The organism is Spirochaetales bacterium (assembly GCA_016930085.1).
Taxonomy (GTDB): Bacteria; Spirochaetota; Spirochaetia; order SZUA-6; family JAFGRV01; genus JAFGHO01.
In genome coordinates this window covers 1-14,056 of sequence record JAFGHO010000029.1, presented here as the reverse complement: position 1 = coordinate 14,056, position 14,056 = coordinate 1, and the positions used below count along the sequence as shown (strand labels likewise).

Annotated in this window: 10 protein-coding genes, 1 tRNA gene and 1 pseudogene; 4 read left to right on the top strand and 8 right to left on the bottom strand. The window is 47.9% G+C overall.

The window, feature by feature from the left end; all coding sequences use genetic code 11:
- Window positions 1-94: 94 nt before the first annotated feature.
- From polA to JW881_05410, 4 genes are all read right to left on the bottom strand, one after another.
- Window positions 95-2,797, bottom strand: coding sequence for a DNA polymerase I (gene polA, locus JW881_05425; protein ID MBN1696932.1), 2,703 nt, complete (start codon window positions 2,795-2,797; stop codon window positions 95-97).
- 219 nt (window positions 2,798-3,016) lie between these two features.
- Window positions 3,017-3,448 carry a hypothetical protein gene (locus JW881_05420; GenBank protein MBN1696931.1) on the bottom strand — a complete coding sequence of 144 codons (432 nt, stop codon included), beginning with the start codon at window positions 3,446-3,448 and terminating at the stop codon, window positions 3,017-3,019.
- 26 nt (window positions 3,449-3,474) lie between these two features.
- Window positions 3,475-3,900: a flagellar export chaperone FliS gene (gene fliS / locus JW881_05415; GenBank protein ID MBN1696930.1), complete on the bottom strand. Its 426-nt coding sequence runs from the start codon at window positions 3,898-3,900 to the stop codon at window positions 3,475-3,477.
- A 253-nt stretch (window positions 3,901-4,153) separates the two neighbouring features.
- Entirely contained in the window at window positions 4,154-6,442 is a 2,289-nt protein-coding gene (locus JW881_05410; GenBank protein ID MBN1696929.1) for a polysaccharide deacetylase family protein, read from the bottom strand.
- Between the two features lie 421 nt (window positions 6,443-6,863).
- Between JW881_05410 and JW881_05405 the strand changes: the two genes are divergently transcribed.
- The 3 genes from JW881_05405 (at window position 6,864) to JW881_05395 (ending at window position 10,331) form a co-directional block, all read left to right on the top strand.
- Window positions 6,864-7,409, top strand: coding sequence for a hypothetical protein (locus JW881_05405; protein MBN1696928.1), 546 nt, complete (start codon window positions 6,864-6,866; stop codon window positions 7,407-7,409).
- Window positions 7,410-8,120: 711 nt separating this feature from the next.
- Complete coding sequence (locus tag JW881_05400) at window positions 8,121-10,055, top strand: glycoside hydrolase family 9 protein (GenBank protein ID MBN1696927.1); 1,935 nt, start codon at window positions 8,121-8,123, stop codon at window positions 10,053-10,055.
- A 117-nt stretch (window positions 10,056-10,172) separates the two neighbouring features.
- A complete protein-coding gene (locus tag JW881_05395; protein ID MBN1696926.1) occupies window positions 10,173-10,331 on the top strand; it encodes a transposase in 159 nt (52 codons plus the stop codon).
- Between the two features lie 349 nt (window positions 10,332-10,680).
- Here JW881_05395 and JW881_05390 read toward each other — a convergent pair.
- A pseudogene (locus JW881_05390) lies at window positions 10,681-10,833 on the bottom strand (IS256 family transposase).
- 208 nt (window positions 10,834-11,041) lie between these two features.
- Between JW881_05390 and JW881_05385 the strand changes: the two are divergent.
- Window positions 11,042-11,239 (top strand): hypothetical protein, encoded by a 198-nt coding sequence (locus JW881_05385; GenBank protein ID MBN1696925.1) that lies wholly within the window; start codon window positions 11,042-11,044, stop codon window positions 11,237-11,239.
- A 55-nt stretch (window positions 11,240-11,294) separates the two neighbouring features.
- Here the strand turns inward: JW881_05385 and JW881_05380 are convergent, their stop codons facing one another.
- From JW881_05380 to JW881_05370, 3 genes are all read right to left on the bottom strand, one after another.
- The gene (locus tag JW881_05380) at window positions 11,295-13,349 is read right to left on the bottom strand and encodes a DUF2264 domain-containing protein (protein ID MBN1696924.1); all 2,055 of its coding nucleotides are present in this window, start codon (window positions 13,347-13,349) and stop codon (window positions 11,295-11,297) included.
- Between the two features lie 13 nt (window positions 13,350-13,362).
- Entirely contained in the window at window positions 13,363-13,830 is a 468-nt protein-coding gene (gene queF / locus JW881_05375) for an NADPH-dependent 7-cyano-7-deazaguanine reductase QueF (protein ID MBN1696923.1), read from the bottom strand.
- A gap of 62 nt (window positions 13,831-13,892) precedes the next feature.
- A tRNA-Ala gene (locus JW881_05370) sits at window positions 13,893-13,966 on the bottom strand.
- Window positions 13,967-14,056: the final 90 nt, after the last annotated feature.

Genomic DNA, 14,056 nt, shown 5'->3' with positions numbered 1-14,056 from the left:
GCCGTTATGCATTGAGGAAGAATTTCGGTATTCAGGCGGGCTATATACAGGGCCGGATTGCCCCGAATAACCGGATTGTTCCGGTTATGTCCGGCTAATGGATTTCACCCCATGTTTTTCCTTTTTCGATCGATACCTTGAGGGGGACCTTGAGAGGGACCGCCTCTTCCATCGTCTTTTTTATGAGCCGGCCGGCCTCATCGGCCTCCTCTTCCGGTACCTCGAAGATGAGTTCGTCATGTACCTGGAGAAGCAGTTTTGTTTTCAGATTTCTTTTTGCGCATGCATCCGTCACAGAGATCATCGCTCGTTTTACGATATCCGCCGCGGTTCCCTGTATCGGGGTGTTGACCGCTATCCGCTCTTCGGCGGTTTTTACGGTTTTGTTTGGATTATTGATATTGGGAAGCCTTCGGCGCCTTCCCCAGAGGGTTTCGACGTACCCCTGTTTTTCGGCTTTTTTTATCGTTTGCTTTCTGAACTCGTCGACTCCGGCATATTCGGTAAAATATGCCGAAATAAAGCGGTCGGCATCGGCCCGTGCGATTTTCAGATCCCTGGAAAGCCGATAGGAGGACATCCCGTAGATGACGCCGAAGTTGATCGTCTTTCCGACTCTTCGATGGGCGGGAAGGACTTCCTCTTCCTTTTCATGAAACAAAACGGCGGCCGTGTGAGTGTGAATGTCCTTTCCCGTGCTAAAGGCCTCGATAAGTCTGAGGTCGTTCGAGAGATGGGCTAAAATCATCAGTTCGATCTGGGAATAATCGGCGGAAAGGAAGAGACACCCCCTTGCAGCGGTAAAGGCGTCCCTGATACGTCTCCCTTCATCCTCCCGTACCGGTATATTCTGGAGATTCGGTTCGATACTGGAAAGCCTGCCCGTTGCGGTACCTGTTTGCAGATAGTGGGTGTGCAGCCGTCCCGTTTCACCGATTATCTGTTCCGGGAGGGTGTCCACGTAGGTCGATTTCAGTTTGGAAAGGATTCTGTGCCGCAATACGCTTTGCGCGACGGTGCTTTGATTCTGCAGCTCTTCGAGGACCTGGGAGTCGGTCGAATAGCCGGTTTTCGTCTTCTTGAGTCTGGGGAGACTCAGTTCCTCGAAAAGCACTTTCTGCAGCTCTTTTGTGCTGCGTATATTGAACTCGTGTCCGACGTCCCGGTAAATTTGCTTTTCGATTTCTATCAGACTCCCGTCGATTTCCTTTCCGTATCGCGACAGCTTTTCGTGATCGAGGATGATCCCATTCAGTTCCATTTCCGCGAGGATAGTCACAAGCGGCATTTCCGTTTCATAAAAAAGTTTTTCGAGTTTTTCATTGCCTTTTTCCCCGAAAAGATTTGAAAAAAAATGATAGAGTCTGAGTGTGATATCCGCATCTTCTCCGGCATAATCGGAAACGGCCGCGATGTCCAGTTCTTCCAGCGTCGAGGAGTCCCCGCGGGGAATGAGTTCGCTGTAACGGATTGTTTTATAATGAAGGTGCCGCTCCGAGAGTGTGTCCATATTGTACCGTCCCGCCGTCGCGTCGCATACCCACGCCGCCACCATGGTATCGAAATAACAGTTCCGGATTTCGATCCCCCACCGTTTCATTACCTTGTAGTCATACTTGATATTCTGACCGACCAAACGAAGCGAGGCGTCCTCGAGCAGGGAGGCGATTCTTTTTTTGATGTCCTCTTCGTCCGGGCATTGGACGTTGTGCGCGTGAATTGGTATATAACATGCGCGGCCTTTTTCAATCGCCAATGAAATACCGATAGGCCGCGCGCGCATCGCGTCCTTATTGTCGGTCTCGACATCGAATGAAAACACGCCGGCTTTTTTCGCCGCACCAATCCATGAATCTATCTCCCCGAGTGTGGTCACGGGCCGGTAGGTTCCGGGGGCGGTCGCCGAGAGTCCGGTGTCCGGGACATTTTCCTCATCGAGGTCCGAGAGAAAGGACTTCATATCCTCTTCCCGGTACAATTCGATGACGCGCATCCGGTCCGGGGGTCTGCGGATGAGAGACTCGATGCCGTAAAAAGGAACATCCCGCTTGAGGACGATGAGTTCCCTGCTCATGCGGGCGCTTTCCCTGCCTTCAGCGAGTTTCCGGCGTTGGGATTCCGGGGCGATATCATCGAGATGGGCGTAGATGTTGTCCAGGGTTTTCCAGTCTGCGAGGAGTTTCAGCGCACTTTTTTCACCGATTCCCCTGACCCCGGGAATATTGTCGGATGTGTCGCCCATAAGACTCAGGTAATCGATTATCTGCTCGGGATACAAACCCTTGTTTTTGAAGACTTCCTCCCTTCCCCATTCGACTAAATCTTCAAACCCCTTTTCAAGGTTGATGATCTTTACCGATTCATCGACAAGCTGGAGAAGGTCCTTGTCCTTTGAAAGAATCCAGCAGGGTCTCTTTTCGGCGCTGCAAAGCCCGGCAATTGTGGCGATTATATCGTCGGCTTCATATCCGTCTTTTCGAATACATGCAATGCCCCGTGCTTCGAGTATTTTCTCGATACGGGGTATCTGCGCGTGAAGATCGGGCGGCGCTTTTTGACGGGTTGCCTTGTATTCGGGATACATATCGTGCCTGAAGGTCGGAGTCGTCGAATCCATAATGACACCGATATATTGCGGTTTTTTTAACTTCATCAGTTTATCGAGCGACCGGAAGAATCCGAATATCGAGGAAGTGTTCTCCCCCTTCGGGTTTCTGAGGGGATTTCGCAGATGAACATAGTATGCTCTGTAGATGAGACTGTATCCGTCAATTAAATAAACAGGTTCCTTTTCCATTTACAATACCTCTTTCCCGATACCCCGGATATACTTTCTGTTTTATACAATCACAGATCACTCCGATGTTCAAGATCACACCCCGGCTATTTTTTAATCCGCTCAGTCCGGGATCCTTATCAGGACCGATGGACCCCAACGGTCAAAGCGTTTTTTACCGGGTATTGTAAAAGAGGCTTGAGCGGGCGGGAGTTTTCCCTCCGCCGGATGTTACCGGGATTATACCGAAATGTCTATAAATGAGGGCAGGCTGGTTTTGCGGGAACGAATACGACTACTCTTTTTCTTTCTCACCGCATCGAGTTCCGTTTTTAGCCCGGCAAGCTTTTTCTCGAGATGTTTCCTGTTTCGTTTATGCTGATGAATCACCTCCTTCATCAGCCGCTCGATATCATCTTTTACCGGCTTAATATCTTCGTTTTCTGTTGGAAAGTTCTCTTCCTGCCGTTTCAAGGGGGGGAGGAGTTTTTCATATGATGCTATCTCCCCGCAGAGAAACTTTTCCTGCATTTTATAGGCTTCGAGTTTTTCTTCTTTTCCTGCCGTTATCGCTTCTTCTATTTTTTCTCCCAGCAGAACCCATTGTTTCAGTTTTTCTCTCTCTGAAACGAGCAGTTGATATATGTGTGTACCGAGTGTTTTCTTTTCCATAGTATATGGACCGTTATAAAAAACGATCAGCCCGCGATATTGATTCCGCCCGTCCCCATGGCATTATTCGAATACATTCCCTTGTCCGCGATCTGACTCCATGCGTCCCGCAGTTCGGTCAGGATTTTCTTGACCGTCTCCAGATGAGTGACGTCTTTACGTATATTGGCATTGAGAAGTTCGCGGTTGATAAAAACATAGATGCTGAAGAGGTTCTTCGCGATGTCTCCTCCCTTCTCGAAATCAAGGGCGACCATCAGTTCGGAGACGATATCCTGTGCTTTTATAATGGCGTTACTGATCATATCGAGTTTTTTGGATTTTTTCTCAAATCCTTCGATCGCAATATTGATATTTTTTATCGCTCCATCATAAAGCATGATAATGAGCTGGCCGGGGGTTGCGGATTTGATTTGTGTTTCTTTGTAGGCTTTCAGCGGGTTGCTTCCCATAAGGTTTTCTCCTTATCTTAAGGTATTCTCCTCATCTTTGGTGAATACCTTATCTCTCCTGCTTTATACTGCAGGGCATTCTTTCACCTTATCTATATCGACACATTATGAACTAAACATGAGGGCTTTTTTCAAAAAACCATCATCCTTCCCTGCAGGAAGCGTTTTAGGACTAAAACGCGGTCCATAAAGGACAATTAAATCGTAACTGTTTCCGGTATAGTTTTCAATAGTTTTCAAAAAAAAATTGAGTTTATTTTGCATGTTTGATCAGGACGGAAACGGGAACGATATCATAGCCGGAATTCAGCAGGCTGTTGATAAGAACATCGAGTTTCTGAAAAAGATAATCTTCCCGTTTACCACCGGGAATTCCCGCCTGAATCGGAATGATGGACCCCGGTTTCTTTTCCCCGATAATCTTCTCGATTAATTCACTGGCGGTAAAATAAATCCCCCGTGTCACATTCGTCTCCCCGTCCGTTACCCAGTCCATTGTATCGATATCTTTCCCCACATAGGTATAACCCATTTCTTTCGATACCGCGATTATATCGGAATTGACGAAATAATGCGGCGCATGCCAGAAAAGCGCGAAATCGCTGCCGGTTGCCTTGAAGTAATCGTCTTCATTGATTGCAAGCCCGGTTTTTATAAAATCCCTGTCGAGCCTGTATTTTGAATCGGTCATATTGAAATAGGCATAAAAGAGCGACCCGACTTCGTGTTCGGCTTCCGCGATCTCCTTCACGGCTCCCGGGAATCGTCTGATTGCCTCTCCGTTGATAAAAAAGGTGCAGGTAAGGCCGTATTCGGAAAGCGTATGAAGGATCGCGGTGAGTCCCTGTATCGAGTCAATTACATTGAAGACAAGCGATACCTCCCGCCGCCTGAGCCGTGAGCCGTGATTAAAATAATCAAAATCGACCGGTTCGTCCTTTTCCGGAAATTCATCGTACGCCGGTCCCGAATCATCGTCAATAAGGGGAACCGTGCCGAAAGTATCCTTTTCGATATTTCGTACCATGATCATATTTTTGAACGCGCCGTGGGTCGAGCTGGAAAAATAGACGCGATAGGATCCGGATTCGATACGCGGCTGTTCGATGTCGTAACTCGAGATCTGCTTCCACATCGTTTCATCCGGTCCGATCAGATATATGTTTTCCTTCCCCTTCGAGAGAATCGATTTTTCGTCGATCGAAAAGCCGTATGCCTTTACCTGTGAAATGGCTATCCGTGTACTTTTTCTCTGAAGCATATCATAGACCTCGGTATACCACGGGCCTGCGATTACCAGTTCGTCGTCCGATTTCCAGATACAATTCCTGGGTTCGGGGTGTGGGATCGAATCACGAATTTTCCATGCGTCAAAGGTGCGAAGTTCGATTTTATCGGGCTTAAGGAGGGCTATCGTTTGCTCATCGGGCGAGAGAACAATATCGGCGATATCGGTATCGTTTGTCTGTTCGAAATAGGAAACGATCGGTTTTTCGGGTATACTGAGCCGGAAGAGAGTCGATGTAATCTTGCCTTTTTCAATCCGTCGGACTAAGATAACAAGCTTGTCCCGGGACGACCAGACCACCTTCCACACCTGCGTGTTTTGGGGAAGGTAAAGATAGGGGAGTGATGTTACGTTACCCACGGAGGTATAGTCTTCCGTACGGATGTGATAGAGAAATACGTTTCTTCCGCCCTTACTTAGCAGTATCTTCTTACCGTCCGGTGAAATCCAGAACCTGTCGAAATTGGGATCGAACTCGAAAGGTATTTTACCTATCACCTTGCCGATCTGAAATATTTCCTTGTAAAACGGCAGAGAAAAGAACTCCCTGTTTTGTATGGAATATATCAGTTCCCCGGTTACATAGATAAGGGTTTTTCTGTCGTACCAGACGACATTCTGAAGCCTCCCTTTGCCTATTTTACGCAGGTGTTCGGTAAATACCCTTTTTTCTTCCATTTGATCGAGTGCATAATAGTAAATGGTGTTTTTGTCGGCATAGACAAAATAGCGTGAATCCGGCGACCAGAGGGCGATGGGATTGTCGAAATCGAGTTCGATTTTCTCCGATACGATCGTCTCTTTCGATGTTTCCGTCTCGCATAGAATAAGCTTGCCGACACCCCCGGCGGTATTCTTTATGTACAGCAAATAACGGCCGTCAGGTGACGTCTGAATCGGATTGAGTTTACCCCGCTGAATAACCTTGTTCCTGACAAACGATGAGAAAAGATCGAGTGATGTTATCGTTTTTAAACCGGGATCGACTCTGAATACGCCGAATCTGTTCTGAAGCTGTATCCGGCCGGTTCCTTCAAGAAGAAGCACCGATTCGGGGAAAAAGGTAAGCTGCCGTATCTCCTGTGTGTCGAGATCGGTGAGGAAGAGGGTTTCGTATTCCCCGTAACCGGGCATGTTCATTGACATGGAAAAAAGAAGCCTGTTCTGGGTCGAAAGTTTCATGTCGACGAAGCTGATATCCGCATACGCGGCAAAGCTGATTATCAATAGAAACGGAATGATCTTTTTCACCATTTATACCCTTGTCCTTATACCATATTTGTCGGCATGATCAGGCCGTGAAAAAATGAAAAATAATGCCGGCAGCTTTATAAAATATAAACCCTGCGGTCCCGTTCTTCAAGGTCGGGAAGGGGGTAGTGAATGCAAGATTGTGCATGAAATCAAAAAAAATGAACAATGAACATCGGATGACGCGGATTGAACGGATTGGTAATCAAATACAGTTGTTTCGTATTTACGGCAAACCGTTCATTAATGATTTTAAAAATCCGTGTAATCCGATAAATCCGCTGTTATCCTGCTATTTTTTAAATATACAGAATGCGCAAAGAATCTATTAATTATTGGTATAATTGACTATCCTGATTATTATTTGTACCCTTCCTTGAGTTTATGATGAATATAACGCATAGAAGTCATCAGGAGGTAAAAAATGGAATTTTGCCTGTTTTATAGAGGAAAACTTCCAAGTAATGGCGATATAAAGGAAAAACACCGGATTCGTCTTGCATTGCAGCCCCAGATTGAAAAATTATGGGAACAAAAGCCTCTTTCCGGTTTGCTTTCAAAAAAAATGAAAAATGGAAAAGAAAATGATCTGGTAACGGATATTGGCGGCATACGATTTCAATCGATTGTTACTGGTAATTTGAATATGATTGCCGATCTTGAAATCGATTTCTTACGTTACGGAAATCCGGGTGAATTGGTACAATGCGGTGATATCGACAATAGAGTCAAAACACTTTTTGACGCACTGCGGAGTCCGAATAATTCATCTGAAATTCCAACAGGCCCCGAGTTTGATTCTGAGAATAAAAAAATTATATTCTGTCTTCTTGATGATGACAGGCTTATCGCCAATTTGAAAATAAATACATTTCAAAATCTCAACGGTGACGATGAAAATGATGTGATCCTGTTGATTAAGGTAAAAACCAGATTGACGAGTTTGATATATGATAATATGGGATTATAATAAAAGTTTAGGAATGAGACATTTAATGTAGGGCACTTCTAAAAACCTGCTTTGCAGGTTTTTAGAAGTGCCCATAAAGAATTTTTATCATGAGTCACTATCAGCCACTATGCATAAAACACCCGGAGAAATCTGCTTGTGGATAACCCGAGCCGCTGTTTATCCTTGATATTTTGGTTGCGGCCGTGAGGCCGTGTCAGGCAATCGGTGAAGTATGTGATTTCTGCGCAAGAAATTGCTAACCGCGAACTATAACTGCCTGACTTGACAAACCGAACCGGTTTTCACCGAAATGAAGAAGAAAAAATATGTGCCTGACGCGATAAGACAAGGTCATACTCCCATGTAATTGACGGGTAGGGCGTTCCTGCGGAGAAACATGAGGAAGACGTCACCCTTCCTGTAGAATGCCTGTCTTTTTTTCCGAACCTTTCAATTTTCAGGTCGAATGCCCTATATTAAAAAAGCACGAAAGACCTATTTTAATATAGGGCAAAGTATGGTATGAATATATTGGCAATATACTCATTGAAGCGATTTATTATCGTACTATACGTCTGTATAAAGAATGAATGGTAAAATTCGGTGGGAAGGCTGATTTTAATATTCATGAAAAGCCGATATGGTTATACAAAAGAACAACGTTTTCCGGTCCGGCGATCCGGCCCGGTTGAAAAAAAATGTAAATTTAACAAAACAACGGAGGATTACATGAAAACTTACTGCCCGGTTCACGGACTTCCGGTCCGGATTTTTATCATTGCGCTTCTGCTTTTTTCCGGTACGCTCCTTTTCGGCCAGGCCCTCGGCGATGTGAACTCGAGCGGCGCCGTCGATATCGTCGACGCGCTTCTCGTTGCTCAGTACTATGTGGGGTTGAACCCTTCCGGATTCGACCTCTCCGTCGCGGACGTCAACTGCAGTTCGTCAGTCGACATCGTCGATTCGCTTGTCATTGCCCAATTCTACGTGGGACTCATTCCCGAGCTCCCCTGCGGCAATTCGACGCCCGACCCGACCCCTTCACCGTATACCGGTCAGACGCCGGTACCATCGGCGACGCCCCGGATTCCTTATTCGGTGAACGAGAATATCCGCCTCAATTCGATAGGGTACCTTCCCGGCTCGAAGAAGGGCGCCTCCATCGCGGTTAACAGTTCTTCTTTCACCGTACGGAGGATTTCCGACGATTCCGCAGCCTTTTCGGGGAATGTATCCGGCCAGGTAAACGGCGTCTACCAGGCCGATTTTTCGGCCCTCACCGAGGAGGGGAGTTTTTACCTCGATGTGTCCGGGGTCGGGAGATCCGCTCCTTTCGAGATCAAGGGCGGGCTCTACACATTCCCGTTCTATACGGTAATGAGGGGCTTCTACCTCTGGCGTTCCGGAACGGCCGTATCGGGGACGCACTACGGTGTCACCTATTCCCACGCCCAGTCGCATATGAACGACGGCTACATGGATTACATCACCGGCAGCCATACCAGGGTGGACGGTGTGGGGGGCTGGTACGATGCAGGTGATTACGGAAAGTACGTGGTCAACGCGGGTGTCACCGTCGGCGTCATGTTCATGGCATGGGAACACTTCCAGTCGAAACTGGAAAACATCGTCCTCGACATCCCCGAATCCGGCAATTCGCTCCCCGATTATCTCGATGAGTTGAAGTGGGAGATGGACTGGATCCTCAAGATGCAGTATACGGACGGCACCGGAAGGGTGTCCCATAAACTCACCAGGACCGATTTCGCGGGCTTCGTCATGCCGGAAACCGATACGGCGGACAGGTTTTTCGTCCCCTGGGGAAGCGCAGCTACCGCGGATTTCGCGGCAATGGCTGCCATGGCGTACAGAATCTATCAGCCTTACGATCCGGCATATGCCCGGCGGTGTCTCGATGCGGCGACGGTGAGTTACGATTTTCTCCGAAACAATACCGCCTACCATGCGGCCGACCAGTCGGGTTTTTCCACGGGCGGCTATGAAGACAGCATATACCGGGACACCGACGACAGACTCTGGGCTGCCGCGGAGATGTGGGAATCCACAGGCAATGCGGCCTATTTGAGTGACTTCGAGAGCAGGGCTCAGAGTTACAGCCCCAAGATGTACGACGACTTCGACTGGGGCAATGTGAGCAACCTCGGGATGATCACGTACCTCCTCTCGAACCGTTCCGGCAAGAACCAGTCCCTCGTGAACGATATAAGGAATTCGCTCATCAGCGTATCGGACGACATGGTGCAGATCGCGAACACCGAGGCCTACCGCCGGCCCCTCGGAGATTCGTATTACTGGGGATGTAACGGCGGGCTTGCAAGGCAGACGCTCATACTCCAGGTGGCAAACATGATCTCACCCAATCAGGCGTACGTGGATACGGCCCTCGATGCGGTGAATCACGTGTTCGGCAGAAACATCTACAACAGGTCGTATGTTACGGATCTCGGTTACAATCCGCCGATGCATCCGCATGACAGGCGTTCAGGTGCCGACGGCATTACTCCTCCGTGGCCCGGTTACCTCGTGGGCGGCGGACACTCGGAAACGGGCTGGTCCGACATACAGGACGACTACGAGACGAACGAGATTGCGATAAACTGGAGCGCCGCCTTAGTCTACGCGATCGCGGGATTCCTGGATTAATACAATTTTGGAAAAATCATTCGGGGCCGTCCCCCAACAGGGACGGTCTTTTTTATCTGCAGCCGGGATCCATTCGTAGTGAGCGGCGCAGGGATTGAGCTTCCGGAAAATGTACTGGTGATGAACATAAGAGGTGGGCCGCTATTAAACGCTGATGAAACCCGTGTACAGGTATTGAAAGAACCGGGAAGAAAGGCGCAGACACTTTCATGGATGTGGGTATTTTTAGGCGGATCACCTGAGAAAAATGCTGTCGTATTTTCCGGTATCACCTGAAAAGATAAAATATGAATCGTTTCATGGTAATTTTCTATTTATAACGCCAAAGGACAATAACCATTTCAAGGAAAATTTCAAAAGTCTTGATGGAAGGAGTATGAACATTTATGCAGGCTTGTTCCTGACGGCCGGAAAGAAAAACAAGAAATTAATGAGAAGTTGTAACAAGAGGAAGCAGTACGAGAAGAAACACCTGCAGTTGGTGCAAAACAACAGAGGTCTTACTGGGAGATGCTTATAAAGAAGGTCTATGGTGTGGATACATTAATCTGTCTGAAATGCGGTTAAGACGGTACTGTCAATAATTTTTCGTACATTTTATTGGCCCTCAAACTGAAATAATGTATTAACTGGTTTCTTTTTGCAATGCCAATTCCTTGAGTAATTCAATGTTGAGATATTTTTTAATGCCCCATTTGCTCCCGGCGACATATCTCAACCTATCCGCGGCGAGCATAAGCGCTGAATTACCGTCAGGAAATGATCCCACTACTCTGGTGTCTATTATGAAAAAAACCATGATCTCAAGCAAAGAATCACAATTGAAAAGATTGAAACCTCCTTAAATCTCAATGTACCTTGACAGAGGCTACCGTTTCCCAATACCCTTTTTCAGGATTTCGTTGTCGTCGATTATTCGTTCGACCGCAATCGATACCCGGAAAACAGGACGGTCGAAACCATCATGAGGAAAGGAGATCGCGCTTATGTCGCACCCGGCTTCAGAATATCCGATTATCCGCCCCGCCCATAAGGTAAGTGAAGGGGTATCCCGCAGTTGTATTTTTACGGAGCACCTGATGCTTGCCGTCCCTTCGGGAAAGAAACATACGGTCAAAATACTCACGGAACGGGTAAGGTTGATCGACAGCTTTCACCCCGTACGCGGGGATTTTCTTGAATAAACGGCCGATCCGCCTGCCTGCGGTTTCCACGGAGGTGCGCCGCGGGCACCGGGTTTCAGCAGGACCTGTTTCCGTCGATATTCTTGAAATCGATCCGGTATCTTTTATTGTTCCCAAGAACGATGTCCGCGCCCATGGCCGATAATGAGGGGGTAACGTCCATTATGGCGATCTCTTTGACGGGTGACAGCTCTTCCTCCGTCCATTCCCCGTCATCCGTTTTATGAAGCATAACGGCTATCATCAACTCCATCGCCGGATTTTTCGACGTTCTTTTTCTTTCGGCATACAGAACGGTACTCTCGTCCGCTTCGGCATTCCGGCCTTTGTGTATCAGCCCGCCTACCTTATCCCAGCCGCTGTAGGTAATAAGCGCGAGACTCCTTCCCCTGATCGTGGCGGTAATTACTTTTTTCATAGAGTCTTCGAATTGTATGATTTCGGCCCGTTCACCGTCGATATGGGGCAGGCCGTAATGCCCGAGCGTCAATTCATGTTCGAACGCCAGACGGCAGCGGTCCGCACGTATAACGCCGCCTGGTATCGTGATTTCCGCGAGGTCGATGATATAGCCGACGCCGTTATTCGGCGGCTGCCTCATGACAAGCTGCCTGTAGATGACTTCGTTATGGACGCCGTTAAAAAGGATGTTCCGGGAAGTGGTAAACCCCATATTGTTCTCTGAAGTATTTTCGAGCGACTGGCCGGTGAGATAGAAATTGATGTCATCGCCCCTCACATCGCGGGGGTCGAGGCTGCGAAAACTGTATTCCATCGATGTTCCGCCTTCGGGGTTGTGGTCCTCCCACGGGAAATGGGTATTGAAAGCGAGTTTCGAATAGTTGTGATCGTCATAATACACCTTGCCGGGTATTATTTCCGAGGCGCCGGTTTTCCCGTGATTGACGAGAACGATGCCCGGATTTTCAAGAACGACCCGGTTCGATCTGTTCCCGAGTTTTTTCCAGATTCCTTCGTTTTCTCTGGCGGTCCAGAACGGAGAATCGTCCGGCAGCGCAAGACATAAAAACGGCAGAAACATGATGAACGGACTGGCCGGACAGCTGTAATTTTGAAGCATATATTCCCTGTGTCCGTAGAAGCCGAGACTCGGGATATCATTGTCGTAAAAATCCTCCCTTGTGACAAATTGCAGAAGAGAGCCGGAACAAAGCCTTCGAGCCCAGCCCGGATCAAGGGGATGATCCTTTTTCAACATGAACGAAACCGGAAAGCCGCCTGATATCCATGTTCTGTAACAAATACTTCGCGCCCACATGTTTATAAATCCGTTTCGTGCGAAAAAGGCGGTATAGGTTTTCATTAATTCCCGTGCGGATTGTTCGATCACTTCCGATATTTCGGGATAATGAGCGTCCCCGAAGGCCCTGTTCCAGACGGTCCCGTAAACGATGAACAGGCTTATTGTGTAATAATTGTATGTCTGTTCCAGGTACCAGCCGTTTCCCGAATGATAGGAAGCCACCCAGAGGAGATGGCTTTTGAGTAACCCGTCGTCGATCTCGTATCCGTGCTTCTTCAGGAACGAAAGGGCCACGATATTGAACACGCGCCAGTTATTCTGGGTCGTTCTGTGATGCGCCCATTTGGAAATGGTAACGGCCATTTCGTCCTTTTGTTTTTGCGTATAATATGGCCATATGATGTCAGGAAAAAGTAAAAGGGTTTTGAACAGCCCTCCGAACTCGCAGGTAAACTGATAGGTTGCATCGGGCAGGTCTTCGGGCAGGGGAAGGGAATTGGGATGTCCGGGCGTCAGGGTATGATACAATTGCAGGCAATAATAATCTTTTAGTCTGATGTTATTAATGCAGACATCGGGTTCGACATGCATAAGGGGGCCGGCGAGTGTCAGTGTCCTTTCGAGCGCTTCGAATTCAAAGGAACGATAGCGCCAGGCGGGAGCATCCGGCTGCGGATAGGTTTTTCCCGGTACTGTCGGAAATATCAAGGGTGTCCCGGCGGAGGGAACATATGTGAAGGCTCTTGAGAGAAGATATTTCGCGCAATCAATATAATGCCTTCTCGTCATTCCCGTATAAGGACTCGTGTAAAAGTCGGGATTGCCGACTTCATACGCCTTTTTCATGTCATCTCCGGATTCAATCACCGGACCCCTGCCGCTCCCTGACGACGACGCCAATCCACCTGTTCCGTACCTCTTCCGTCTTCACATGTTCCGCATGTACGTCGATACCGATCCCGCCGCGGATATTGAAGACACCCTTTACGAGGCACCAGTGCGGATCGATTACTTCGACCAGATCGTCCAGAATCTGGTTGACGAGGTGTTCGTGAAACACTCCTTCGTTCCGGAACGACCAGAGATAAAGCTTCAGTGATTTGGATTCGACAATCTTTTTATCCGGGACATACCAGATCCGGATTCGAGCAAAATCGGGATTTCCGGTTTTTGGACAGACACAGGTGAACTCGTCCGTTTTCAGGGTGACAAGATAATGCCTTTGAGGTGAATGGTTGGGAAAGGCTTCGAGTTTTCTTTGCGGTCCGGATTTGCTGCCGAGAATGAATAAGTTGTCGAGGTCTGAAGTATCTGTCGGCACAAACATGCTCCTTTTAAAAAAAAAGTAAAAGATCCTGACGCCACCGTTTGATCTTTTACTTTTTTTAGTGGAGGTATGGGGATTCGAACCCCAGACCTATGGCTTGCAAAGCCACCGCTCTAGCCAGCTGAGCTATACCCCCGAATTAAAAAAAAGGGAAGGGGAAAAAGAGGGGAAAATTAGAAAACTCTTTAGAAAGGAGGTGATCCAGCCGCACCTTCCGGTACGGCTA